Raw genomic sequence first — 23,201 nt, 5'->3', positions numbered from 1 at the left:
AACGGACATTCGATTCATGGAAAAGACTCTCGATAAACAGGTTGCGATCGTGACCGGCGCATCGCGCGGCATCGGCCGGGCGATCGCGCTCGAGCTGGCGCGCCAGGGCGCGACGGTGATCGGCACGGCGACGAGCGAATCGGGCGCGGCCGGCATCAGCGCGGCCTTCGCGGAAGCGGGCGTCACGGGCCGCGGCGCGGTGCTGAACGTCAACGACGCGCAAGCGGCCGAAGCGCTGATCGACGCGACCGTGAAGGAATTCGGCGCGCTGCACGTGCTCGTCAACAACGCGGGCATCACGCAGGACCAGCTCGCGATGCGCATGAAGGACGACGACTGGGACGCGGTGATCGACACCAACCTGAAGTCGGTGTTCCGCCTGTCGCGCGCGGTGCTGCGCCCGATGATGAAGGCGCGCGGCGGCCGCATCATCAACATCACGTCGGTGGTCGGCTCGGCCGGCAACCCGGGGCAGGCGAACTACGCGGCGGCGAAGGCCGGCGTGGCAGGCATGACCCGCGCGCTCGCGCGCGAGATCGGCAGCCGCGGCATCACGGTCAACTGCGTGGCGCCGGGCTTCATCGACACCGACATGACGAAGACGCTGCCGGAAGAACAGCAGGCCGCGCTCAAGACCCAGATTCCGCTCGGCCGCCTCGGCAGCCCTGAGGACATCGCCCATGCCGTCGCGTTCCTCGCATCGCCGCAGGCCGGTTATATCACCGGCACGACTTTGCATGTGAACGGCGGCATGTACATGTCGTAACGGTTTTCGTTTACTATCCGCGCCGTATCCGGTTACTGGCGGATCGGCGCTTGATTGACCATCAAGCCAACGCGCGTTTTGGGCGGCAGCAAACCTGATAAAATGCGCGCACTTGTAAATTTGAACTTTCCCTCGGAGGGGTAATGGACAACATCGAACAACGTGTCAAGAAGATCGTCGCTGAACAACTGGGCGTCGCAGAAGCCGAGATCAAGAACGAAGCTTCGTTCGTGAACGACCTGGGCGCCGACTCGCTCGACACCGTCGAGCTGGTGATGGCCCTGGAAGACGAGTTCGGCATGGAAATCCCGGACGAAGAAGCCGAGAAGATCACGACGGTTCAGCAAGCGATCGACTACGCTCGCGCAAACGTCAAGGCCTAAGCGCCATTCGCGCTTTTCGCCTACGTCGCATTTGACGCGCCATCCTGCCGGCATCCTTGCCGGACGGAATAACAGCCACAGGGCTCGCAGGGCTGCTTCCTGTGGCCGCTGTGGCTTTTGTTTTTGTCATCCAATGGAAAAGAGGTTACCGTGAGCCGCCGTCGTGTTGTCGTTACAGGCCTGGGGCTGATTTCGCCTGTTGGCAATAGTGTTGCCGACGGCTGGGCCAATCTCGTCGCCGGCAAGTCCGGCATCGCCACCGTCACCAAATTCGATCCGTCGAACCTGGCCGTGCATTTCGCCGGTGAGGTGAAGGGTTTCAACGCCGAGGAGTACATCCCGGCGAAGGAAGCCCGCAGCATGGATACCTTCATCCATTACGGCATCGCAGCCGGCGTGCAGGCGCTCAAGGACAGCGGTCTGGAAGTGACCGACGCCAATGCGGAACGCATCGGCGTGCTGGTCGGTTCGGGCATCGGCGGCCTGCCGATGATCGAAGATACCCACCAGACCTACGTCGATCGCGGCCCGCGCCGAATTTCGCCGTTCTTCGTGCCGGGTTCGATCATCAACATGATCTCGGGCCACCTGAGCATCATGTTCGGCCTGAAGGGCCCGAACCTCGCGGCCGTGACGGCCTGCACGACCGGCCTGCACAGCATCGGCCTCGCCGCGCGCCTGATCCAGGCCGGCGACGCCGACGTGATGGTCGCGGGCGGCGCCGAATCGACGGTGTCGCCGCTCGGCATCGGCGGCTTCGCGGCCGCGCGCGCGCTGTCGACCCGCAACGACGATCCGGCGACCGCGTCCCGTCCGTGGGACAAGGATCGCGACGGCTTCGTGCTGGGCGAGGGCGCAGGCGTGATGGTGCTGGAAGAGTACGAGTCGGCGAAGGCGCGCGGCGCGAAGATCTACGCGGAAGTCGCGGGCTTCGGCATGACGGGCGACGCGTACCACATGACCGCGCCGAACATGGACGGTCCGCGCCGCTGCATGGTCGCGGCGCTGCGCGACGCCGGCATGAACCCGGACGAGGTCCAGTACCTGAACGCGCACGGCACGTCGACGCCGCTGGGCGACAAGAACGAGTCCGATGCCGTCAAGGCTGCGTTCGGCGACCATGCGTACAAGCTCGTCGTGAACTCGACGAAGTCGATGACGGGCCACCTGCTGGGTGGCGCGGGCGGCCTCGAATCGGTGTTCACGGTGCTGGCGCTGCACAACAACGTGTCGCCGCCGACCATCAACATCTTCAACCAGGACCCCGAGTGCGATCTCGATTACTGCGCGAACACCGCGCGTGACATGAAGATCGACGTGGCCGTGAAGAACAACTTCGGCTTCGGCGGTACCAACGGCACGCTGGTGTTCAAGCGCGTCTGACGCGGGATCGCTTGACGAATCCTGTCGAAATCGCGGCCGGGTGCCAGCGGCGTTTCGCGCTGCGGGCCTCGGCCGCGTTGTCTGTGATGCTCGCCGTTTTCGTCGCGGCAGCTGCCGGCGCGGTGCATTTGTTTCTTGCGCCGCGCACCGGCGCTGCGGCGGCGGCTATCGGTGCGACTGCAACGGCGCTGCTGCTGGCAGCCTGCGCGGTCCGCGCAGGCGCGCGGCGGCTGCCGGCCGAACTGCGGGTCGATGCGCTCGGCGAGGTTGCGGCGTTTGGCCGCACCGGGCAGTTGCTCGCCCGCGGCCGGGTGGCGGGCCACGCGCACTGGGCCAGCCTGTTGCTGGTGCTGTCGGTCGGGCCGGACGGCCGGCGCGGGCGGCCGTTGCTGATTCCCGCCGATGCGCTCGACGCGGCGTCGTTCCGCGCGCTGTCCGTGCTTGCGCGAACCGCGGGCGCGGCCGCTCCGGCATGATGGCGGATCGGTTACCGACCGTAACCAGCGCCGGGCGCCGGAACGCTACAATATTGCTCCGCGTTGCATCCCTAGTTAACGGATTTGTCAGGTGAGTGAAAAAGAAATCGATCAGGTTCTGGTCGAGCGCGTACAGAAAGGCGACAAGGCGGCGTTCGAACTCCTGGTCTCCAAATACCACCGCAAGATCATTCGGCTGATCTCGCGCCTCGTGCGGGATCCCGCCGAGGTCGAGGATGTGGCCCAGGACGCGTTCATCAAGGCGTATCGCGCGCTGCCGCAGTTCCGCGGCGAGTCCGCGTTCTACACGTGGTTGTACCGGATTGCCGTGAATACGGCGAAGAACTACCTTGCGACGCAGGGCCGCCGGGCGCCGACCTCGACCGAGGCCGACGCAGAGGAGGCGGAAACTTTCTCCGACGCAGACCAACTAAGGGATATCAACACGCCTGAGTCGATGTTGATGAGCAAGCAGATTGCCGAGACGGTCAATGCTGCAATGGCCGTTCTGCCCGAGGAGCTGCGCCAGGCGATCACGCTGCGCGAGATCGAAGGCCTGAGCTACGAGGAAATCGCGGAAATGATGGGCTGCCCGATCGGGACGGTCCGCTCGCGGATTTTCCGGGCGCGCGAGGCAATCGCGGCAAAATTGCGTCCGCTGCTCGATACGCCCGACGGCAAGCGCTGGTAAGCGCTTCGGGCGAACGGCACGGGTCGGGGTCTAGTTACGGATAGAGTCGTGAAGTCACGACGGGGTGTGCAAGATGGGGAGCATCATGGGGTCGGTCAATACGCAGTCGTACGCGTGCTCGCGCGGCGAGCGCCTTTCCGCTCTGGTCGACGGCGAAACGTTCGACGGCCAGGATCACGCGCAGTTTCTGGCTGAGTTCGACCACGCGGATCGCGCGGCGTGGTCCCATTACCACTTGATCGGCGACGCGTTGCGCTCGGACGAGCTGGCGCTGTCGCCCGCGCTGAGCACGACGTTTACCGCGCGCCTGTCGGCCAGCCTCGACGCCGAGCCGCACCTGCTCGCGCCGGCCGCAGCGCCGGCCACCCGCAAGCTGCTGTCGCTGCGCCGGCGCGTCGTGCCGGCCTTCGCGGTGGCCGCGGCGGCCGCGACGCTGACGTGGATCGTCGTCCCGCAGATGCAGACCGCCGGCACGCCTGGCGCTGTCCAGGTCGCATCGGTCTCCGCGCCGCAGCAGGGCGTGCAGCGCGTGACGGTTGCACAGGCGCCGTCGCAGCCGGCGCTGCAGGACGCCAACATCATCCGGGACGCGCGTCTCGACCAATACCTTGAAGCGCACCAGCAATTCGCGCAGCAGCCTGTCGTCACGGGCTCGATGCCGCTGATCCGCGCTGCCGTGACCACGACGCCAAGCCAATAAACCCGATGCGGACATTGCGGTTGAATCACGCCATCTCCGGATGGAAGCGGCTGCCGGCTCTCCTGCTTTGCGCAGCCGCGCTGTTGTCCGTTCAATCCCTTCAAGCCCACGCCCAGCAGCCGGACGATCCCGTCGCGACCCGCAAGGCCGCGGCGGACTGGCTCGACCGCATCCAGCAGGCGGCGCAGCAGCAGAGTTACGAAGGCACGTTCGTCTACCAGCGCGGTGGCTTCGTGCAGTCGTCGCGCATCGCGCACGTCGCGGCGCGCGACGGCGAATTCGAGCGGATCGAGAGCCTGGACGGCAAGCCGCGCAAGCTGCTGCGGCATAACGACGAGCTGTACACGTTCGTGCCCGAGCGCAAGCTGTGCGTCGTCGAGCGCCGGCAGGCCCGCGACTCGTTCCCGGCGCTGCTTGCCGCGAGCGGCGAGCACGTGATGTCGGTCTACGACGCGAAGCTGCTCGGCAGCGACCGCGTGGCCGGGCTCGACGCGCAGGTGGTCCAGCTCGCGCCGAAGGACGGCTACCGCTTCACCTACAAGCTGTGGACCGACGCCCGCACCGGCTTGCTGCTGCGCTCGCAGACGCTCGACGGGGGCGACCACGTGCTCGAGCAGATCGCGTTTTCGCAGTTGCGGATGGGTGGGGCAGGCGCCGCCGACAAGGCCGCGATCGCGGCCGGCATGCGCAACCTGAGCGGCTGGACCGTGGTGCGTCCGCCCGTCTCGCCGGTCGACATGGAGGCGCAGGGCTGGCAACTGGCGCCGAGCGTCGCCGGTTTCCAGAAGATCCGCGAGGTGCGGCGGCCGATGGCCGCGCGCGACGCAGGCGAGCCGCCGATCCCGGTCGACCAGGCCGTCTTCACCGACGGCGTCGCGACGGTATCGGTGTTCGTCGAACCGGCCGAGAAGAATACGCGCAAGGAAGGCGCAGGCAGCACGGGCGCGACGCATGTGCTCGTCAAGCGCCGCGGCGACTACTGGATCACCGTGCTCGGGGAAGTGCCGCCGGCCACGTTGCAGCAGTTCGCGTCTGCCATAGAATACAAGGCTTCCAAGTAACGCTTTCCGTCTCCGACATGATGAAACTCACGCTGCGCAAATGGCTTGCCGTTGCGGCGGTGGCGGCTTGCCTGCCGCTCGTCCCGCATACCGCGGCGGCGGCTCCCGGTGCGAGCCTCCCCGATTTCGCGGATCTCGTCGAACGGGTCGGCCCGGCCGTCGTGAACATCCGCACGACCGCCAACGTGCCGTCGGGCCCGCGCGGCGGCGTATTCCCGCCGGGCTTCGACAACGGCGACATGTCGGAATTCTTCCGGCGCTTCTTCGGCATTCCGCTGCCGCAGGCGCCCGGCAACCCGAAAAACGCGCCGGCGCCGGACAATCCGCCCGACACCGAGCAGAACCGCGGCGTCGGCTCCGGCTTCATCCTGTCGGCCGACGGCTACGTGATGACCAACGCGCACGTCGTCGACGACGCCGATACGATCTACGTGACGCTTACCGACAAGCGCGAGTTCAAGGCCAAGCTGATCGGCGTCGACGACCGCACGGACGTCGCGGTCGTGAAGATCCAGGCGTCGAGCCTGCCGGTGGTCGCGATCGGCGATTCGAACAAGGTGCGCGTCGGCGAGTGGGTCGTCGCGATCGGTTCGCCGTTCGGCCTCGACAACACCGTCACGGCCGGCATCGTCAGCGCGAAGGGGCGCAACACCGGCGACTACCTGCCGTTCATCCAGACCGACGTCGCCGTGAACCCCGGCAACTCGGGCGGCCCGCTGATCAACATGCAGGGCGAGGTGATCGGCATCAACTCGCAGATCTACAGCCGCACCGGCGGCTTCATGGGCATTTCGTTCGCGATTCCGATCGACGAGGCGATGCGCGTGGCCGACCAGCTGAAGGCGTCGGGCAAGGTGACGCGCGGCCGGATCGCGGTGGCGATCGGCGAAGTGACGAAGGAGGTGGCGGATTCGATCGGCCTGCCGAAGGCGGAAGGCGCGCTCGTCAGCGCCGTCGAGCCGGGCGGGCCGGCCGAGAAGGCGGGGGTCCAGCCGGGCGACATCATCCTGAAATTCAACGGCCGCCAGGTCGAGACGGCGTCGGACCTGCCCCGCATGGTCGGCGACATGAAGCCGGGCTCGAAGGCGACGCTCACCGTGTGGCGCAAGGGCCAGTCGCGCGATCTGCCGATCATGGTCGCGGAGACGCCGACCGACACCACGGCGAAGGCCGATACGGGCAAGAAATCGCCGCAGAAACCGCGCCAGAGCAACGCGCTCGGCTTGACGGTCAGCGACATTCCGGCCGATCAGCTGAAGACGCTGAAGCTGAAGAGCGGGGTGCAGATCGACGGCGTCGACGGCCCGGCGGCCCGCGCGGGCCTGCAGCGCGGCGATATCGTGCTGCGCGTCGGCGACACCGACATCACGAGCGCGAAGCAGTTTGCCGACGTCACGGCACAGCTCGATCCGCAGAAGGCGGTCGCGCTGCTGGTGCGGCGCGGCGACAACACGCAGTTCTTCCCGCTGCGTCCGCGCCAGAAGTAACGGGCCGCCGATGTTCACGCTCTACGGCCGCGGCTGGTGCCACCTGTGCGACGACATGCGCGACGCACTGGCGCCGGTGGCGGCCGAATTCGGCGTGGCGGTCGACTACGTCGACATCGACGCCGATCCGGCGCTCGTTGCCCGCTATGACGAAGACGTGCCGGTGCTGCTGCTGGACGGCACGGAAGTGTGCCGCCACCGGTTCGACGAAGGGCGGGTGCGGAACGCGCTCGGCGCACGGCGCTGAGGCCCGGCGGCGCGCGGCCGCCAAAATGCCGCCCGGTGGGGGGGCTTTTCGGCTAAAATGGGCTGTTTTTTCACCGACTTACAAGGCGTGCTCCGCAGTCGTCGAGCGCGCCTTTTTCGCTTGATCGGCACTGAATGGATCATATTCGCAACTTCTCGATCATCGCGCACATCGACCATGGCAAGTCGACGCTCGCGGATCGCATCATCCAGGTATGCGGCGGGCTCGCCGACCGTGAAATGGAAGCGCAGGTGCTCGACTCGATGGATATCGAGCGCGAGCGCGGCATCACGATCAAGGCGCAGACTGCCGCGCTGTCGTATCGCGCGCGCGACGGCAAGGTGTACAACCTGAACCTGATCGACACGCCGGGGCACGTCGACTTCTCGTACGAGGTCAGCCGCTCGCTGTCCGCGTGCGAAGGCGCGCTGCTCGTGGTCGACGCGAGCCAGGGCGTCGAGGCGCAGACGGTCGCCAACTGCTACACGGCGATCGAGCTGGGCGTCGAGGTCGTGCCCGTGCTGAACAAGATCGACCTGCCGGCCGCGAACCCCGAGAACGCGATCGAGGAGATCGAGGACGTGATCGGCATCGACGCGATGGACGCGACCCGCTGCAGCGCGAAGACGGGCCTCGGCGTCGAGGACGTGCTCGAAGCGCTGATCGCGAAGGTGCCGCCGCCGAAGGGCGATCCGGCCGCGCCGCTGCAGGCGCTGATCATCGACTCGTGGTTCGACAACTACGTCGGCGTCGTGATGCTCGTGCGCATCGTCAACGGCACGCTGCGGCCGAAGGAAAAGATCAAGCTGATGGCGACCGGCGCGCAGTATCCGGTCGAGCACATCGGCGTGTTCACGCCGAAGTCGCGCAATCTCGAATCGCTGTCGGCGGGGCAGGTGGGCTTCATCATCGCCGGCATCAAGGAACTGAACGCCGCGAAGGTGGGCGACACGGTCACGCATGCGACCAAGTCGGCCGCCGAGCCGCTGCCGGGCTTCAAGGAAGTGAAGCCGCAGGTGTTCGCGGGGCTGTACCCGGTCGAGGCGAACCAGTACGACGCGCTGCGCGAATCGCTGGAAAAACTCAAGCTCAACGACGCATCGCTGCAGTACGAGCCGGAAGTGTCGCAGGCGCTCGGCTTCGGCTTCCGCTGCGGCTTCCTCGGCCTGCTGCACATGGAGATCGTGCAGGAGCGGCTCGAGCGCGAGTTCGACATGGACCTCATCACGACCGCGCCGACCGTGGTCTACGAGGTCGTGCAGAACGACGGCACGACGATCATGGTCGAGAACCCGGCGAAGATGCCTGAGCCCGCACGGATCGGCGAGATCCGCGAGCCGATCGTCACCGTGAACCTGTACATGCCGCAGGACTACGTCGGCTCGGTGATCACGCTGTGCGAGCAGAAGCGCGGTGTGCAGATCAACATGCAGTACCACGGCCGCCAGGTGCAGCTCACGTACGAAATCCCGATGGCCGAGATCGTGCTCGACTTCTTCGATCGCCTGAAGTCGGTGTCGCGCGGCTATGCGTCGATGGACTACGAGTTCAAGGAATACCGCTCGGCGGACGTCGTGAAGGTCGACATGCTGATCAACGGCGACAAGGTCGACGCGCTGTCGATCATCGTGCACCGTTCGCAGTCGCAATACCGCGGCCGCGAAGTGGCCGCGAAGATGCGCGAGATCATCCCGCGCCAGATGTACGACGTGGCGATCCAGGCCGCGATCGGCGCGCACATCATCGCGCGCGAGAACATCAAGGCACTGCGCAAGAACGTGCTCGCGAAGTGCTACGGCGGCGACATCACGCGCAAGAAGAAACTGCTCGAAAAGCAGAAGGAAGGCAAGAAGCGGATGAAGCAGGTGGGTTCGGTCGAGATCCCGCAGGAGGCGTTCCTCGCGATCTTGCGCGTCGAAGACAAATAACAGGACTGATCCTTTTATGAATTTTGCGCTGATTCTTTTTGTGCTCGTCGCGTTGACGGGCGTAGCGTGGGTGGCCGACAAGATGGTGTTCCTGCCGCAGCGCCGGCGGGCGGCGGATGCGGCAGTCGATGCGTTCGACCAGCAGCAGTCGCGCATCGACAAGCGTTTCGCCGACGAGAACGCGTTGCAGACCCGTTCGAAGCTGCGCGACGAGAAGCTGCGCCAGCCGTGGTGGCTCGAGTACACGGCGAGCTTCTTCCCGGTGATCCTCGCGGTGTTCGTCGTGCGTTCGTTCATCGTCGAGCCGTTCAAGATCCCGTCGGGCTCGATGGTGCCGACGCTGCTCGTCGGCGACTTCATCCTCGTCAACAAGTTCGACTACGGCCTGCGCATGCCGGTCACGAACACGAAGCTCACGCAGGGCCGCGCGCTCGAGCGCGGCGACGTCGTCGTGTTCCGCTATCCGAAGGACGAGTCGGTCGACTACATCAAGCGCGTGATCGGCCTGCCGGGCGACACGGTTGCCTATCAGGACAAGCAGCTGACGATCAACGGCAAGCCGGTGCCCGAAACGGCGCTGCCCGACTACTTCGACGACGAGCGGCAGAACTACGCGAAGCAGTTCGAGGAGTCGCTCGACGGCCGCAAGAATGCGATCCTCAACAATCAGGCGGTGCCGCCGTTCGTGATGGGCGCATACGACTACCCGTATCGCGACAACTGCACGTACAACAGCCGCGGCGTGATCTGCAAGGTGCCGGCCGGCCACTACTTCATGATGGGCGACAACCGCGACAACAGCGCGGACAGCCGCTACTGGGGTTTCGTGCCGGACAAGAACATCGTCGGCCGCGCGTTCTTCATCTGGATGAACTTCGGCGACCTGAAGCGCATCGGTTCCTTCAACTGATATCGCCTGATTCACGCGCACGACGCGACGCACGGGCCGTGCCGCGTCGTGCCGAACTACTTTAAGAACCGGCGGTAACACCGCTTCGTCACGCCTTTTCGGGTCCGGCCGCGCCGTTTCGGCGCGACCGGCGCCCGCGTTATACTCCTGCACATGCCCCTATCTCAGTTGGAAAGCCGGCTGCGCTACGAATTTCGCAATGCGGAATTGCTGCGCCAGGCTTTGACCCACCGCAGTCACAGCGCCACGCACAACGAACGGCTCGAGTTTCTCGGCGATTCCGTTCTGAATTGCGCGGTGGCGGCCCTTTTGTTCCAGCGTTTCGGCAAGCTGGACGAAGGCGACCTGTCGCGCGTGCGGGCGAACCTCGTCAAGCAGCAGTCGCTGTATGAAATTGCTCAGGCCCTGAATATTTCCGATGGGCTGCGGCTCGGCGAAGGCGAACTGCGCAGCGGCGGGTTCCGCCGGCCGTCGATCCTCGCGGACGCGTTCGAAGCCATCATCGGGGCCGTGTTCCTCGATGGCGGCTTCGAAGCCGCCCAAGGGGTGATCAAGCGGCTCTACGTGCCGATTCTCGACCACATTGATCCGCGCACGCTCGGCAAGGATGCGAAGACGCTGCTGCAGGAGTACCTGCAGGGGCACAAGATCGCGCTGCCGACCTACACGGTCGTCGCGACGCATGGTGCGGCGCACAATCAGCAGTTCGAGGTCGAATGCACGGTGCCGAAGCTGGACGTGAAAGTGTCCGGTTCCGGCGCGAGCCGCCGGGCGGCCGAACAGGCCGCCGCGAAGAAGGCGCTCGACGAGGTGATGGCGGCCGCGCCGATGCTGGCCGCGAAGCCGAAGCGTTCGAAGAACGCACGCGCCGCCAAGCATGTCGAGCCGGAAATCGTGCCCGGCGTGAAAGGCGTTCAGGAAGCGCTCGACCTGCGCTCGCCCGAGCGGAAGGAGCGTGCGGCGCGCGCCGAAGCGAAGGTCGCGGCGGCTCCGGCAGCCGTGGCCAGTGCGGCGGAGCCGGCCGAACCACGCGCGGTGCAGGCGCCGGTCGCCACGATTCGTGCCGCGCATGTCGAGCATGGCGCGGAGCGCACCGAGCGAGCCGCAAAGGCTGCTGCAGACAAACCGGCCGAGAAGCCGGTTGAGAAGCCGGTTGAGAAGCCGGCCGACAAGCCTGTCGAGCGCGCGGATGCCGCGCCGAAAGCCGTCGACAAACCGTCCGACCCTGCGCCGCGCGCGGCCGGGCAAGGCGAGCCCGCCCCCCGCTCCGCCGACAAGCCGTCCGCCGGCAACGATGCCGCGCCGCGCGCGCTCGCCGAGCGTACGCCGCCGCGCGGGCGCGACGCGACGTCCGGCCCGGACACGACACCCGGCGAACCGAGCCTCGCCGCCGCGCCGGCGCGCGTGGCCGATGCCGGCCACTGAATTGCCCATCGATCGTGCCGCGCGCCGCGCGGCCGGTTCCGAACCTGTCTCCCAATCGATATGAACGCACCCGCTCCCTCTGGTTTCCGCTGCGGCATGATCGCGATCGTGGGCCGTCCGAACGTCGGCAAGTCGACGCTGATGAACGCGCTCGTCGGCCAGAAGATCAGCATCACGTCGCGCAAGGCGCAGACGACCCGCCACCGCATCACCGGCATCAACACGACCGAAGACGCGCAGTTCATCTTCGTCGATACGCCCGGTTTCCAGACCCGCCACAGCACCGCGCTGAACCGCTCGCTGAACCGCGCGGTCACGTCGACGCTGACGTCGGTCGACACGATCCTGTTCGTGATCGAAGCGGGCCGCTTCGGCCCGGACGACCAGAAGGTGCTCGACCTGATTCCGCCCGGCGTGCCGACGCTGCTGATCGCGAACAAGATCGACCAGGTTTCCGACAAGGCGACGCTGTTCCCGTTCATGCAGAAGATGAGCGCGCTGCGCGAGTTCGCCGAACTCGTGCCGCTGTCGGCCCGGCAGCCGGAAGACATCAAGCGCCTGCTGGAAACGATCAAGCCGTACCTGCCGGAAGGCGAGCCGATCTACGGCGAGGACGAGCTGACCGATCGCAGCTCGCGCTTCCTCGCGGCCGAGATCCTGCGCGAGAAGGTGTTCCGCTGGACCGGCGACGAGCTGCCGTACACGAGCACCGTCGTAATCGACAAGTTCGAGGAGGAAGGGCGCCTGAAGCGCATCTTCGCGACGATCCTCGTCGAGCGCGATTCGCACAAGGCGATGGTGATCGGCAAGAAGGGCGAGAAGCTCAAGCAGATCAGCACCGAGGCGCGGATGGACATGGAGAAGCTGTTCGACGGCCCCGTGTATCTCGAGACCTTCGTCAAGGTGAGAAGCGGCTGGGCCGACAACGAAGCGGGGCTTCGTGCCTATGGGTACGAATGACGCGCTGACGTCGACCGAAGACGCGGTGGCCCCCGGCGCGGACGACGCGCCGCCGCCTGCCGCGCCCCCCGCGCCGCCGCGCAAGACGCGGCGGGCGACGTCTCGCACGTCCGATTTCCGCGTCGCCGAGCAGCCGGCGTTCGTGCTGCACAGCTACCCCCATCGCGAAACGAGCCTGATCATCGACGTGCTGACGCGCGACCACGGCCGGCTCGCGCTCGTCGCGAAAGGCGCGAAGCGCCCGCACTCCGCGCTGCGCGGCGTGCTGCAGACGTTCCAGCCGCTGCTGCTGTCGTGGTCCGGCAAGTCCGAGGTGCGCACCCTGACGGGCGCCGAGTGGGTCGGCGGGATGCTCCCTCTCGGCGGCGACGCACTGTTGTGCGGCTTCTACGCGAACGAGCTGCTCGTGAAGTTCTGCGCGCGCGAAGATCCGCAGCCGCCGCTGTTCAATCACTACGTGGTGACCCTCACGCGCCTCGCGCACGGCGAGCCCGCGGTGCAGGTGCTGCGCTCGTTCGAGCGCGTGCTGCTGCGCGAAACGGGCTATGCGATGGCGCTGCACCGCACGGTCGCGCGCCGCGCGGTCGAGCCCGACCGCCTGTACGTGTTCGATCCGGAGCGCGGCGTGCGCAACGCGGACGACGACGTGCCGTCGCACTGGCCGGTGATTGCCGGCCAGACGTTGCTCGACATGGAGCAGGACGATTACCATCGAGCCCAGACCGTCGCGCAAAGCAAGACGCTGATGCGCTTCCTGCTCAACACCTACCTCGGCGGCACGCCGCTCGCCACGCGCCAGATCCTGATCGACCTGCAAAACCTATGAGCTTCTTCCTGACCTCGCCGACCGCTATCGACCTCGGCGTCAACATCGACCACGTCGCGACGCTGCGCAACGCGCGCGGCACGACCTATCCGGACCCGATCCGCGCGGCGCTGGCCGCGGAAGAAGCGGGCGCCGACGCGATCACGCTGCACCTGCGCGAGGACCGCCGGCACATCGTCGACGCGGACGTGCGCAAGCTGCGCCCGCTGCTGAAGACGCGGATGAACCTCGAATGCGCGGTGACGGCCGAGATGCTCGACATCGCCTGCGAAGTGCAGCCGCACGACGCGTGCCTTGTGCCGGAAAAGCGCGAGGAATTGACGACCGAGGGCGGTCTCGACGTCGCGGGCCGCTTCGAGGCCGTGCGTGCGGCGTGCAGGCAGCTCGCCGACGCGGGCGTGCGCGTGTCGCTGTTCATCGACCCGGACGAGACGCAGATCCGCGCCGCGCAGGAAGCGGGCGCGCCGGTGATCGAGCTGCATACGGGCCGTTACGCGGATGCGCATGACGCAGCCGAGCAGCAGCGCGAATACGAGCGCATCGCCGCGAGCGTGCAGGTTGGCCGGCAGCTCGGCCTGAAGGTCAACGCAGGGCACGGCCTGCATTACACGAACGTGCAGCAGATCGCCGCGATCGACGGCATCGTCGAGCTGAACATCGGCCACGCGATCGTCGCGCATTCGATCTTCGCGGGCTGGGACAACGCGGTGCGCGAGATGAAGGCGATCATGGTCGCCGCGCGCGTCGCGGCGCTGCACGGCACGCGCTGAGCCGAGCGCATGACGATCTACGGCATCGGCACCGACGTCGTCCAGGTGAGCCGGATCGCGGCGGTGCTCGAGCGCACCGGCGGCCGGTTCGCGGAGAAGGTGCTCGGGCCCGACGAACTGCGAGTCTTCCGCGCGCGCCGCGCGCGTTCCGAGGCGCGCGGCATCGCGTTCCTCGCGACGCGCTTCTCCGCGAAGGAAGCGTTCTCGAAGGCGATCGGGCTCGGCATGCACTGGCCGATGACGTGGCGCGCGCTGCAAACTCTCAATCAACCGAGCGGCGAACCGTATGTCGTCGCGTCCGGCGAGCTGGCCGACTGGCTCGCGGCGCGCGGCATCACCGCCCGCGTGACGGTCAGCGACGAGCGCGACTACGCGGTGTCGTTCGTGATCGCCGAGACCGATCTGCCGGTTGCCCGAACTTCTCCCTGACGGATTCCCGATTCGATGAAAACGACTCCCGGCCCGGTCATGCTCGACGTCGTCGGCACGGCCCTGACGCGCGACGATGCGCGCCGTCTTGCGCATCCGAACACCGGTGGCGTGATCCTGTTCGCGCGGCATTTCCAGAACCGCGCGCAACTGTCCGCGCTGACCGACGCGATCCGCGCGGTCCGCGAAGACGTGCTGATCGCCGTCGACCACGAGGGCGGCCGCGTGCAGCGCTTCCGCACCGACGGTTTCACGGTGCTGCCCGCGATGCGCCGTCTCGGCGAACTGTGGGACCGCGACGTGCTGCTCGCGAGCAAGGTCGCGACGGCGGTCGGCTACGTCCTCGCGGCCGAGCTGCGCGCGTGCGGGATCGACATGAGCTTCACGCCGGTGCTCGATCTCGACTACGGCCACTCGAAGGTGATCGGCGATCGCGCGTTCCATCGCGACCCGCGCGTCGTCACGATGCTCGCGAAGAGCGTCAACCACGGGCTCGCGCTCGCCGGCATGGCGAACTGCGGCAAGCATTTCCCGGGGCACGGCTTCGCGGAAGCCGACTCGCACGTCGCGCTGCCGACCGACGACCGGCCGCTCGACACGATCCTCGCGAACGACGTCGCGCCGTACGACTGGCTCGGCCTGTCGCTGTCGGCGGTGATTCCCGCGCACGTGATCTACACGCAGGTCGACGCGCGGCCGGCCGGCTTCTCGCGGGTCTGGCTGCAGGACATCCTGCGCGGCCGGCTCGGCTTCACGGGCGCGATCTTCAGCGACGACCTGTCGATGGAGGCCGCGCGCGAAGGCGGCACGCTCACGCAGGCGGCCGATGCGGCACTCGCGGCCGGCTGCGACATGGTGCTCGTGTGCAACCAGCCGGAAGCGGCCGAAGTCGTGCTGAACGGGCTGAAGGCGCAGCCGTCGCCTGAGTCGGTGCGCCGCATCAAGCGGATGCGCGCGCGCGGCAAGCCGGCAAAGTGGGACAAGCTGATTGCTCAGCCCGAGTACCTGCAAGCGCAGGCGCTGTTGCGCAGCGCGCTGGCGTAAGCGGGGCAGCGTGCGGGCATCGCGCGCGAACTGAAAACGAAAAGGCCGCGCAATCGTGCGCGGCCTTTTCGTTCGGGCGATGTTTTTTCAGCCGACGCTCAATTCACCTTCATCCGCTGCAGCTTGTTGTACAGCGTCTTCGGGCTGATACCGAGCAGCGTCGCCGCGCGATGGCGCGTGCCGCCGACCGCATCGAGGGTCGCGCGGATCAGCAGATCCTCCACATCCGACAGCGGCGTGCCGACCTTGATCTGCACGCTGCTGCCGTTCAGCGCGGCGCCGGCGGAGAAGCTGGCTTCGCCCGCGCGCAGCGTGTCGATGAAATCGCCGGACGCATCGTACGCGAAGCGCACGCGCTCCTGCAATTCACGCACGTTGCCCGGCCAATCGTAGGACAGGCATTCGCGCACGAAGCCCGGCGCGGCGCGCTTGTCGGTCGTGCCGCGGCCGGTTGCGAGCGCATCGCGGTTCAGTTCGTCGATCAGCGCGTCGGCGATCGCGAGCGCGTCGCCGTCGCGCTCGCGCAGCGGCGGCATCGTGATCGACGACGCATCGAGGCGCAGCCACAAGTCTTCGCGCAGCGTGCCGTTCGCCACCGCTTCGCGCGCCGGGCGGCGCGTGGTGGCGATCAGCCGGAAGTCGCTCGCCACCGGGCTCGTGCCGCCGATGCGCATGAAGTTCTGCGAATCGATGGCCTGCAGCAGCGCTTCCTGCAACACGATCGGCAGCGCGGTGATCTCGTCGAGGAACAGCGTGCCGCCGCTCGCCTGCTCGAACAGGCCGGACTCGCGCCGCTCGGCGCCGTCGAACGCGCCGCGCTCGTGGCCGAACAGCACGCTGTCGAGCGACGCGCCCTCGCGGCCGGCCTGCGCAAGCGTGCGGCAGTCGAACGCGACGAACGGCCCCTTGCGGCGGCGGCTCAGCTCGTGCAGCGTGCGTGCGGCCAGCTTCTTGCCGGTGCCGGCTTCGCCCGAGAACAGCACCGCCGTTTCGGTGCGCGCGTTGTGCTCGATCATGTCGTAGACGTGCTGCATCGCGTCGCTGTGGCCGACCAGCGCGCCGAAGCGGCCGAGATGCCGCAGCGACGCGCGCAGCGACTGGACTTCGTCGATCAGTTCGTACGGCCGAGGAATGCGCGCGAGCAGGCTGCGCAGGCGCGGGATGTTGATCGGCTTGAGCAGGTAGTCCCAGATCCCGTGGCGCAGGCCTTCGATCGCGCTTTCGACCGTCGCGTTGCCGGTCAGCACGATGACAGGCAGCGAACCGTTCGGCTGCTGCTGCGGCAGGTGCTGAAGCAGGTCGAACCCGCTGCCGTCCGGCAGGTTCAGGTCGACGAGGACCACGTCCGGAATCGAGCGGCCGAGCGCGGTGCGCGCTTCGGCGAGCGACGTGGCCGTGTCGACCGAGAAGCCGTCCGCGGCGAGCAGCGCGGTGAGGCCGGACAGGCTGTTGGGATCGTCTTCGACAATCAGGGCGTGTGGCATGGTGGACGCGTGTCGTGTCAAATGAGGCGGGCCATCGGCCGAGAACCCGCAGCCGCATTTTTGAGATTAAAAACTGATTTTATGCCCCGGCGAACGCGTGACGCAGATTATTTCTCCGTCGCTATAAAACAGTTACCGATGATACAAATTGAATATCTTTATCGGTGGCTTTTGTGCTTCATCTCGCTGCGCAGTGGGGGGTGCTGTTGCGGCCGGCAAAACAAAAAGCGCCCCGAAGGGCGCTTTGTTCGGCGCGGAAACCGCTTCGCGGTTACGCGCGGCTGCGGTACTCGTGCGTACGCGTATCGATTTCGATCTTGTCGCCGGTGTTGCAGAACAGCGGAACCTGCAGTTCGAAACCGGTTGCAAGCTTCGCGTTCTTCAGCACCTTGCCCGACGACGTGTCGCCCTTGACGGCCGGCTCGGTGTAGGTGATCTCGCGAACCAGGACCGTCGGCAGTTCGACCGAAATCGCCTTCTCGTTGTAGAACACGACTTCGCATGCCATGCCGTCTTCGAGATAGTTGAGCGCGTCGCCCATCATTTCGGCTTCGACTTCGAACTGGTTGTAGTCGGCGTCCATGAACACGTACATCGGGTCGGCGAAGTACGAGTACGTCACTTCCTTGCGGTCGAGCACGACGACGTCGAACTTGTCGTCGGCCTTGTAGACCGACTCCTGACCCGCGTTGGTCAGCAGGTTCTTCATCTTCATCTTGACGACGGCGGCGTTACGGCCGGACTTGTTGTATTCCGTCTTCGAGATGACCCAAGCGTCGCTGCCGATTTGCACGACGTTGCCTACGCGGAGTTCCTGTGCGGTTTTCATGAAAAACTGTCCTGATCAAATCAAATTAAAGGTGCCTGAGCGTTGCGCAACGGCGGACGGCGCAAGCAGATGCGTTCCGGTGGGCACCCAAAGCAAGCGCTTGCGTGGTCAGCCGTCGGATAACCGCTTATTTTAACTGAGATTTTGCATATTCCGCCAGCTTTCCGGCAAGGTCGCCGACCGCGGCCAGCGCATCGGCCCAGCGGATCGCATTCGCCTGCAGCGCCGCGCGGTGCTGCCAGAAATCGGCCCAGTCCGGTGCGCCGGCGCCGTTCCACGCATGCCAGAACCGCGCGAGCGCCCGGCCGGGCGCGTCGTCGAGGCCTTCGGACAGGTGCGCGAGCGCCGCGTCGAGCTTCGGCAGGTGCGCGTCGTCGGCCTGCGGGTAGATGTGCCAGACGAACGGCCGGCGCGCCCACTGCGCGCGCACGAACGAATCCTCGCCGCGCACGAAGTTCAGGTCGCTGACCCATAGCAGCGGGTCGTAGTCGGCCTGCGGGACGAACGCGAGCCCGCAGGCGGTGACGCTGCCGCAGCTCGCCCGCGCGCCGGCGCCGAACGACTCGACCCCGAAAAAGCGTGCGACGCGCGGCGACACGCGCCCTTCGGGCACGAGTGCGACGACGGGCGACGCGCCGTCGCGCCACTGTTGGAGCAGCGCATCGACGGCGGGGTTGTCGTACGCGAACAGGCTGACGACCGTCGTGCCGGGCGCGGGCGGCGCGTCGCCGGTCGCGCGCTGCCACCAGGCCGCGCGCGCCTGCGCGTCGGCGTCGAAGGCGGCGCGGCGCGCGTCGAGGTCGCGCTCCTTCAGCACGCCGCCGGTGCCGGCCGACAGGCCGGGGAAGAAGAACGTCTTGACGAGCGGGTAGCGCGGGTGCGGCGACGGCCGCAGGTGGAAATCGGCCACCCAGTCCTCGGCGCTCAGGTATTCGAGATTGATCCACACGGGCCGGCGCGCGCGGCGCGCCATCGCGGCGAGATACGCGCCGGGCAGCTCGCACGCGAATGCCTCGATCACGATGTCGGCGATCTCGATCGCATCGCCGACCTGCGCATGCCAGTGTTCGATCACGACCCCGTCGGCGGCCTGCCGCACCGCGTCGGGATCCACGCCGGGCAGCAGGCGCGCGAACGTGCGCAGGTCGTCGACGAACAGGCGCACCTGCCAGCCGTGTTCGTGCACGAGCTGGCGCGCGAGGCGCCAGCACACGCCAATGTCGCCGAAGTTGTCGACGACCGTGCAGAAGAGGTCGCAGGCGAGCGGTTCGTCCGGCGCGCGCGGCGTCGGGTCGTGGGGGCGGGAAGCGGTACGTGGCATCGAAGCGGGCGGTTGGAATGCTCTAAACTGGCGATTCTAATGGACCCGTTCGTGCGCCTCGCGGCGCACGGATCACGCATGACATCCCCAGACGCCCCCGAAGCCCCGTTCGAACCGAAGAAGATCCTCGCGCAGCTGCCGCACCTGCCCGGCGTCTACCGCTATTACGACGCGACGGGCGCCGTGCTCTACGTCGGCAAGGCGCGCGACCTGAAGAAGCGCGTGTCGAGCTATTTCACGAAGACGCAGCTGTCGCCGCGCATCGCGATGATGGTCACGCGCATCGCGCGCGTCGAGACGACCGTCACGCGCTCGGAGGCCGAGGCGCTGCTGCTCGAGAACAACCTGATCAAGGCGCTCGCGCCGCGCTACAACATCCTGTTTCGCGACGACAAGTCGTATCCGTACCTGAAGCTCACCGCGCATCGCTTTCCGCGGATGGCGTATTACCGCGGCGCGGTCGACAAGCGGAACCAGTATTTCGGGCCGTTCCCGAGCGCCTGGGCCGTGCGCGAGAGCATCCAGATCCTGCAGCGGGTGTTCCAGCTGCGCACCTGCGAGGATTCGGTGTTCAACAACCGCACGCGGCCGTGCCTGCTGCACCAGATCGGGCGCTGCACCGCGCCGTGCGTCGGCGCGATCGCCGAGGAGGACTATGCGCGCGACGTGTCGAACGCCGCGCGCTTCCTGCTCGGCCGGCAGTCCGAGGTGCTGAAGGAGCTCGAACAGAAGATGCACGGCTTCGCGGCCGAGCTGAAATTCGAGCAGGCGGCGGCCGTGCGCAACCAGATGAGCTCGCTCGCGACCGTGCTGCATCAGCAGGCGATCGAGGTCGGCAGCGACAGCGACGTCGACATCCTCGCGGTGGTCGCGCAGGGCGGGCGGGTCTGCGTGAATCTCGCGATGGTGCGCGGCGGCCGGCATCTCGGCGACAAGGCGTACTTCCCGACGCACGTCGAGAGCGCGCTGACGCTCGCGGAAGGCGGGCTCGACGACGAAGCCGGGCCGGCCGGCGACGCGCTGCCCGACCAGCCCGCGGACGAGGCGGACGGCGCGCGCGGCGCATCGGCCTCGATCGAGGCCGAGGTGCTCGACGCGTTCATCGCGCAGCACTATCTCGGCAATCGCGTGCCGCCGGTGCTCGTCGTGAGTCATGCGCCCGCGAGCCGCGACCTGCTCGAGCTGTTGTCCGAGCAGGCCGGCCACAAGGTGTCGCTGGTGCGGCAGCCGCAGGGCCAGCGGCGCGCGTGGCTGTCGATGGCGGAACAGAATGCGCAGCTTGCACTCGCGCGGCTGCTGTCCGAGCAGGGTTCGCAGCAATCGCGCACACGCGCGCTCGCCGACACGCTCAGCTTCGACAGCGACGATCTCGCGCAGCTGCGGATCGAATGCTTCGACATCAGCCATACGATGGGCGAGGCGACGCAGGCGTCGTGCGTCGTCTATCACCATCACAAGATGCAGTCGGGCGAATACCGCCGCTACAACATCACGGGCATCACGCCGGGCGACGACTACGCGGCGATGCGGCAGGTGCTGACGCGCCGCTACGAGAAGATGGTCGAGCAGGCGGCGCAGGCCGCGGCGGCCGACGACGCGGCGGGCATCGACGGCGAATCGACGCGCCAGGCCGAGGCCGCCGGCCTGCTGCCGAACATCGTGCTGATCGACGGCGGCAAGGGGCAGGTCGAGATCGCGCGACAGGTGTTCACCGAGCTCGGGCTCGATACGTCGATGCTGGTCGGCGTCGCGAAGGGCGAGGGGCGCAAGGTCGGGCTCGAGACGCTCGTGTTCGCCGACGGCCGTGCGCCGCTCGAGCTCGGCAAGGAAAGCGCCGCACTGATGCTGGTCGCGCAGATTCGCGACGAAGCGCACCGCTTCGCGATCACCGGGATGCGAGCGAAGCGCGCGAAGGCGCGCCAGACGTCGCGGCTCGAGGAGCTCGAAGGCGTCGGCGCGAAACGCCGGCAGCGGTTGCTCGCGCGCTTCGGCGGGTTGCGTGGCGTCGTCGCGGCGAGCGTCGAGGAACTCGCGAGCGTCGAGGGCATCTCGCACGCGCTTGCCGAGCAGATCTACAGGCAACTGCACTGACGCGCGCCGCGCGGCCGCCCGCTTGGCTTGTGGCAGGGCGGTCGACGCGGCACAATTGCGAATCCTTTACTGTCCCGGATGCCATGCCGTTCAATTTCCCGATTTTCCTGACGTGGGTGCGGATCGTGCTGATTCCGCTCGTCGTCGGCGTGTTCTATCTGCCGGACACGATGATGGGCGGCGCGCACCGCAACCTAGCGGCGGCGCTGATCTTCATCCTCGCCGCGCTCACCGACTGGTTCGACGGTTACCTGGCCCGCAAATGGAATCAGACGTCGTCGTTCGGCGCGTTCCTCGACCCGGTCGCGGACAAGCTGATGGTGACGGCTGCGCTGCTGATCCTCGTGCAGATTTCGCGGGTCGACGCGGCGATCGCGCTCGTGATCGTCGGCCGCGAGATCGCGATCTCGGCGCTGCGCGAATGGATGGCACAGATCGGCGCGTCGAAGAGCGTCGCGGTGAACCAGCTCGGCAAGTTCAAGACGGCCTGCCAGATGGTGGCGATTCCGATGCTGCTGTACTACGGGCCGCTGCCGCTCGGCATCGCGACGATCGACACGCGCGTGTGGGGCGAGTGGCTGATGTATCTCGCGGCGGTGCTGACCATCTGGTCGATGCTCTACTACATGAAGCTCGCATGGCCGCAGATTCGCGAGCGCAGCCGCGTGTGACGCGGCCTGCGATGCCGGCGCGGAAAAGTTTTTGGAAAGAGGGCACGAAAAGCACTTGACACTCGATTGTGCCTTCGACATAATCTCGCTTCTCCGCTGCACGACAAAGCGAGTGCAGCGAGGCAGAAGCAGCAGTATGCGGGAGTAGCTCAGTTGGTAGAGCGCAACCTTGCCAAGGTTGAGGTCGCGAGTTCGAGACTCGTCTCCCGCTCCAGGTTTCTGGCGGCGCGTCGTACGGCAGGCGCTGCACATGCAGGACAACGCGGGAGTAGCTCAGTTGGTAGAGCGCAACCTTGCCAAGGTTGAGGTCGCGAGTTCGAGACTCGTCTCCCGCTCCAGGTTTCTAGCGGCGCGTTGTACGGCAAGGCGTTGCACATGCAGGACAATGCGGGAGTAGCTCAGTTGGTAGAGCGCAACCTTGCCAAGGTTGAGGTCGCGAGTTCGAGACTCGTCTCCCGCTCCAAGCACTGGGGAAGCAAAGCTTCCCTTTTTGTTTGATGGACCGATGGTCGTCAATCAAATCTGTCGTTTGCCGTCACGGTGAATGGACAGTCCGCTTACGGCGCGATAGCAAAGCGGTTATGCAGCGGCCTGCAAAGCCGTTTAGGCCGGTTCGACTCCGGCTCGCGCCTCCAGAAAAAGCCCCGCGTTTGCGGGGCTTTTCTTTTTCCGCTGACCGGTTCGGCATCTTCAAAAAAGCCCCGATCGATCGGGGCTTCTGCTTTTCGATGCCGCCGGCGCCGCGATCGCAGCACCGGTTCGCCGTGCGCTCAGCCTCGCGCCTTCTCCCACGCGTGCTCGACGAACACGCGGCACAGCGCTTCCATCCCTTTCCGGTCCTCGTCGTCGAAGCGTGCGGCGACCGGGCTGTCGACGTCCCATACACCGATCAGCGTGCCGTCGTTCGCGACGAGCGGCACGACGATCTCGGATTCCGACGCCGCGTCGCATGCGATGTGGCCGGGGAATGCGTGCACGTCGCGCACCACTTGCGTCTCGCGCGTCTGCGCGGCCGTGCCGCACACGCCCTTGCCGAGCGCGATCCGCACGCATGCGGGCTTGCCCTGGAACGGGCCGACCACGAGTTCGGCGCCGTCGAAGAAATAGAAGCCGGCCCAGTTGAGCCGGTCGAGCGAGTGATAGACGAGCGCGGAGAAGTTCGCCGCATTGGCGATCAGGCCGCGTTCCGATTCGACGAGCGCGCGGGCCTGCTCGACGAGCGTCGCGTATTGATCGGTCTTGGAGGCGTGTGCGTCGTTGGACAGCGTGAACATGGGATCCCGGAAAACGAAGGTTTCGACAAGCGTGCTACAGGTGCG

General features: G+C 66.8%; 23 protein-coding genes and 4 tRNA genes. 23 read left to right on the top strand and 4 right to left on the bottom strand.

Annotated features, from left to right (window positions below; all coding sequences use genetic code 11):
• Positions 1-16 precede the first annotated feature (16 nt).
• The 17 genes from fabG (at position 17) to nagZ (ending at position 15,486) form a co-directional block, all read left to right on the top strand.
• Entirely contained in the window at positions 17-766 is a 750-nt protein-coding gene (gene fabG / locus ABFO07_RS13960) for a 3-oxoacyl-ACP reductase FabG (RefSeq protein WP_059564746.1), read from the top strand.
• A gap of 143 nt (positions 767-909) precedes the next feature.
• The gene (gene acpP / locus ABFO07_RS13955; protein ID WP_004197638.1) at positions 910-1,149 is read left to right on the top strand and encodes an acyl carrier protein; all 240 of its coding nucleotides are present in this window, start codon (positions 910-912) and stop codon (positions 1,147-1,149) included.
• A gap of 150 nt (positions 1,150-1,299) precedes the next feature.
• Positions 1,300-2,532, top strand: coding sequence for a beta-ketoacyl-ACP synthase II (fabF, locus tag ABFO07_RS13950; RefSeq protein WP_059564747.1), 1,233 nt, complete (start codon positions 1,300-1,302; stop codon positions 2,530-2,532).
• Positions 2,533-2,618: 86 nt separating this feature from the next.
• Entirely contained in the window at positions 2,619-3,008 is a 390-nt protein-coding gene (locus ABFO07_RS13945; RefSeq protein WP_414143847.1) for a hypothetical protein, read from the top strand.
• Between the two features lie 91 nt (positions 3,009-3,099).
• Positions 3,100-3,699: an RNA polymerase sigma factor RpoE gene (gene rpoE / locus ABFO07_RS13940; RefSeq protein WP_017333174.1), complete on the top strand. Its 600-nt coding sequence runs from the start codon at positions 3,100-3,102 to the stop codon at positions 3,697-3,699.
• An 85-nt stretch (positions 3,700-3,784) separates the two neighbouring features.
• Entirely contained in the window at positions 3,785-4,399 is a 615-nt protein-coding gene (locus ABFO07_RS13935) for a sigma-E factor negative regulatory protein (protein WP_059564749.1), read from the top strand.
• A gap of 5 nt (positions 4,400-4,404) precedes the next feature.
• Positions 4,405-5,460: a MucB/RseB C-terminal domain-containing protein gene (locus tag ABFO07_RS13930; protein ID WP_059564750.1), complete on the top strand. Its 1,056-nt coding sequence runs from the start codon at positions 4,405-4,407 to the stop codon at positions 5,458-5,460.
• A 17-nt stretch (positions 5,461-5,477) separates the two neighbouring features.
• Entirely contained in the window at positions 5,478-6,947 is a 1,470-nt protein-coding gene (locus tag ABFO07_RS13925) for a DegQ family serine endoprotease (RefSeq protein ID WP_059564751.1), read from the top strand.
• A gap of 10 nt (positions 6,948-6,957) precedes the next feature.
• Entirely contained in the window at positions 6,958-7,194 is a 237-nt protein-coding gene (locus ABFO07_RS13920) for a glutaredoxin family protein (RefSeq protein WP_017333178.1), read from the top strand.
• Between the two features lie 134 nt (positions 7,195-7,328).
• A complete protein-coding gene (gene lepA, locus ABFO07_RS13915) occupies positions 7,329-9,122 on the top strand; it encodes a translation elongation factor 4 (RefSeq protein WP_347467652.1) in 1,794 nt (597 codons plus the stop codon).
• Positions 9,123-9,138: 16 nt separating this feature from the next.
• Complete coding sequence (gene lepB, locus ABFO07_RS13910) at positions 9,139-10,032, top strand: signal peptidase I (RefSeq protein WP_059882852.1); 894 nt, start codon at positions 9,139-9,141, stop codon at positions 10,030-10,032.
• A 153-nt stretch (positions 10,033-10,185) separates the two neighbouring features.
• On the top strand, positions 10,186-11,457 hold the full coding sequence (gene rnc / locus ABFO07_RS13905; RefSeq protein ID WP_060350734.1) for a ribonuclease III: 1,272 nt from the start codon (positions 10,186-10,188) through the stop codon (positions 11,455-11,457).
• Between the two features lie 60 nt (positions 11,458-11,517).
• Positions 11,518-12,417 carry a GTPase Era gene (gene era / locus ABFO07_RS13900; RefSeq protein ID WP_059564755.1) on the top strand — a complete coding sequence of 300 codons (900 nt, stop codon included), beginning with the start codon at positions 11,518-11,520 and terminating at the stop codon, positions 12,415-12,417.
• Complete coding sequence (recO, locus tag ABFO07_RS13895) at positions 12,404-13,243, top strand: DNA repair protein RecO (RefSeq protein ID WP_017333183.1); 840 nt, start codon at positions 12,404-12,406, stop codon at positions 13,241-13,243. The genes era and recO overlap by 14 nt, the downstream gene beginning before the upstream one ends.
• Positions 13,240-14,013, top strand: a complete 774-nt coding sequence (pdxJ, locus tag ABFO07_RS13890) for a pyridoxine 5'-phosphate synthase (protein WP_124483162.1) — start codon at positions 13,240-13,242, stop codon at positions 14,011-14,013. Before recO ends, pdxJ begins: the two co-directional genes overlap by 4 nt.
• Positions 14,014-14,022: 9 nt before the next feature.
• Positions 14,023-14,442, top strand: coding sequence for a holo-ACP synthase (gene acpS / locus ABFO07_RS13885; protein WP_059802908.1), 420 nt, complete (start codon positions 14,023-14,025; stop codon positions 14,440-14,442).
• A gap of 15 nt (positions 14,443-14,457) precedes the next feature.
• On the top strand, positions 14,458-15,486 hold the full coding sequence (gene nagZ, locus ABFO07_RS13880; protein WP_060148071.1) for a beta-N-acetylhexosaminidase: 1,029 nt from the start codon (positions 14,458-14,460) through the stop codon (positions 15,484-15,486).
• A 98-nt stretch (positions 15,487-15,584) separates the two neighbouring features.
• On the opposite strand, the gene ABFO07_RS13875 is transcribed toward nagZ, so the two are convergent.
• The 3 genes from ABFO07_RS13875 to earP form a co-directional block, all read right to left on the bottom strand.
• The gene (locus tag ABFO07_RS13875; protein WP_059882847.1) at positions 15,585-16,970 is read right to left on the bottom strand and encodes a sigma-54-dependent transcriptional regulator; all 1,386 of its coding nucleotides are present in this window, start codon (positions 16,968-16,970) and stop codon (positions 15,585-15,587) included.
• A 271-nt stretch (positions 16,971-17,241) separates the two neighbouring features.
• Positions 17,242-17,799: an elongation factor P gene (gene efp, locus ABFO07_RS13870; protein WP_059564760.1), complete on the bottom strand. Its 558-nt coding sequence runs from the start codon at positions 17,797-17,799 to the stop codon at positions 17,242-17,244.
• Positions 17,800-17,926: 127 nt separating this feature from the next.
• Positions 17,927-19,120: an elongation factor P maturation arginine rhamnosyltransferase EarP gene (gene earP / locus ABFO07_RS13865; protein WP_347467648.1), complete on the bottom strand. Its 1,194-nt coding sequence runs from the start codon at positions 19,118-19,120 to the stop codon at positions 17,927-17,929.
• Positions 19,121-19,198: 78 nt separating this feature from the next.
• Here earP and uvrC point away from each other — a divergent pair, with 78 nt between their 5' ends.
• The 6 genes from uvrC (at position 19,199) to ABFO07_RS13835 (ending at position 22,517) form a co-directional block, all read left to right on the top strand.
• Positions 19,199-21,211 carry an excinuclease ABC subunit UvrC gene (gene uvrC, locus ABFO07_RS13860; RefSeq protein ID WP_347467645.1) on the top strand — a complete coding sequence of 671 codons (2,013 nt, stop codon included), beginning with the start codon at positions 19,199-19,201 and terminating at the stop codon, positions 21,209-21,211.
• An 83-nt stretch (positions 21,212-21,294) separates the two neighbouring features.
• Positions 21,295-21,882 (top strand): CDP-diacylglycerol--glycerol-3-phosphate 3-phosphatidyltransferase, encoded by a 588-nt coding sequence (pgsA, locus tag ABFO07_RS13855; RefSeq protein WP_017333191.1) that lies wholly within the window; start codon positions 21,295-21,297, stop codon positions 21,880-21,882.
• A gap of 138 nt (positions 21,883-22,020) precedes the next feature.
• Positions 22,021-22,096, top strand: a tRNA-Gly gene (locus ABFO07_RS13850).
• A gap of 48 nt (positions 22,097-22,144) precedes the next feature.
• Positions 22,145-22,220 (top strand) — tRNA-Gly (locus tag ABFO07_RS13845).
• Positions 22,221-22,269: 49 nt separating this feature from the next.
• Positions 22,270-22,345, top strand: a tRNA-Gly gene (locus tag ABFO07_RS13840).
• 98 nt (positions 22,346-22,443) lie between these two features.
• A tRNA-Cys gene (locus ABFO07_RS13835) sits at positions 22,444-22,517 on the top strand.
• A 135-nt stretch (positions 22,518-22,652) separates the two neighbouring features.
• On the opposite strand, the gene ABFO07_RS13830 is transcribed toward ABFO07_RS13835, so the two are convergent.
• Complete coding sequence (locus ABFO07_RS13830; protein ID WP_060148075.1) at positions 22,653-23,156, bottom strand: GAF domain-containing protein; 504 nt, start codon at positions 23,154-23,156, stop codon at positions 22,653-22,655.
• Positions 23,157-23,201 lie beyond the last annotated feature (45 nt).

The organism is Burkholderia stagnalis, from assembly GCF_039848545.1.
Classification (GTDB): Bacteria; Pseudomonadota; Gammaproteobacteria; order Burkholderiales; family Burkholderiaceae; genus Burkholderia; species Burkholderia stagnalis.
Note: the sequence above shows the minus strand (reverse complement) of the source record. Positions and strands in the feature narration are given on the sequence as shown.

Excerpts from the sequence above, each read along its gene's own strand:
- lepB (WP_059882852.1), top strand. The coding sequence starts at position 9,139 with ATGAATTTTGCGCTGATTCTTTTTGTGCTCGTCGCGTTGACGGGCGTA.
- ABFO07_RS13925 (WP_059564751.1), top strand. The coding sequence starts at position 5,478 with ATGATGAAACTCACGCTGCGCAAATGGCTTGCCGTTGCGGCGGTGGCG.
- ABFO07_RS13945 (WP_414143847.1), top strand. The coding sequence starts at position 2,619 with ATGCTCGCCGTTTTCGTCGCGGCAGCTGCCGGCGCGGTGCATTTGTTT.
- acpP (WP_004197638.1), top strand. The coding sequence starts at position 910 with ATGGACAACATCGAACAACGTGTCAAGAAGATCGTCGCTGAACAACTG.
- ABFO07_RS13875 (WP_059882847.1), bottom strand. The coding sequence starts at position 16,970 with ATGCCACACGCCCTGATTGTCGAAGACGATCCCAACAGCCTGTCCGGC.
- recO (WP_017333183.1), top strand. The coding sequence starts at position 12,404 with ATGGGTACGAATGACGCGCTGACGTCGACCGAAGACGCGGTGGCCCCC.
- era (WP_059564755.1), top strand. The coding sequence starts at position 11,518 with ATGAACGCACCCGCTCCCTCTGGTTTCCGCTGCGGCATGATCGCGATC.
- earP (WP_347467648.1), bottom strand. The coding sequence starts at position 19,120 with ATGCCACGTACCGCTTCCCGCCCCCACGACCCGACGCCGCGCGCGCCG.
- ABFO07_RS13830 (WP_060148075.1), bottom strand. The coding sequence starts at position 23,156 with ATGTTCACGCTGTCCAACGACGCACACGCCTCCAAGACCGATCAATAC.
- ABFO07_RS13920 (WP_017333178.1), top strand. The coding sequence starts at position 6,958 with ATGTTCACGCTCTACGGCCGCGGCTGGTGCCACCTGTGCGACGACATG.
- lepA (WP_347467652.1), top strand. The coding sequence starts at position 7,329 with ATGGATCATATTCGCAACTTCTCGATCATCGCGCACATCGACCATGGC.
- ABFO07_RS13935 (WP_059564749.1), top strand. The coding sequence starts at position 3,785 with ATGGGGTCGGTCAATACGCAGTCGTACGCGTGCTCGCGCGGCGAGCGC.
- pdxJ (WP_124483162.1), top strand. The coding sequence starts at position 13,240 with ATGAGCTTCTTCCTGACCTCGCCGACCGCTATCGACCTCGGCGTCAAC.
- rnc (WP_060350734.1), top strand. The coding sequence starts at position 10,186 with ATGCCCCTATCTCAGTTGGAAAGCCGGCTGCGCTACGAATTTCGCAAT.
- uvrC (WP_347467645.1), top strand. The coding sequence starts at position 19,199 with ATGACATCCCCAGACGCCCCCGAAGCCCCGTTCGAACCGAAGAAGATC.
- efp (WP_059564760.1), bottom strand. The coding sequence starts at position 17,799 with ATGAAAACCGCACAGGAACTCCGCGTAGGCAACGTCGTGCAAATCGGC.
- nagZ (WP_060148071.1), top strand. The coding sequence starts at position 14,458 with ATGAAAACGACTCCCGGCCCGGTCATGCTCGACGTCGTCGGCACGGCC.
- ABFO07_RS13930 (WP_059564750.1), top strand. The coding sequence starts at position 4,405 with ATGCGGACATTGCGGTTGAATCACGCCATCTCCGGATGGAAGCGGCTG.
- pgsA (WP_017333191.1), top strand. The coding sequence starts at position 21,295 with ATGCCGTTCAATTTCCCGATTTTCCTGACGTGGGTGCGGATCGTGCTG.
- fabG (WP_059564746.1), top strand. The coding sequence starts at position 17 with ATGGAAAAGACTCTCGATAAACAGGTTGCGATCGTGACCGGCGCATCG.
- acpS (WP_059802908.1), top strand. The coding sequence starts at position 14,023 with ATGACGATCTACGGCATCGGCACCGACGTCGTCCAGGTGAGCCGGATC.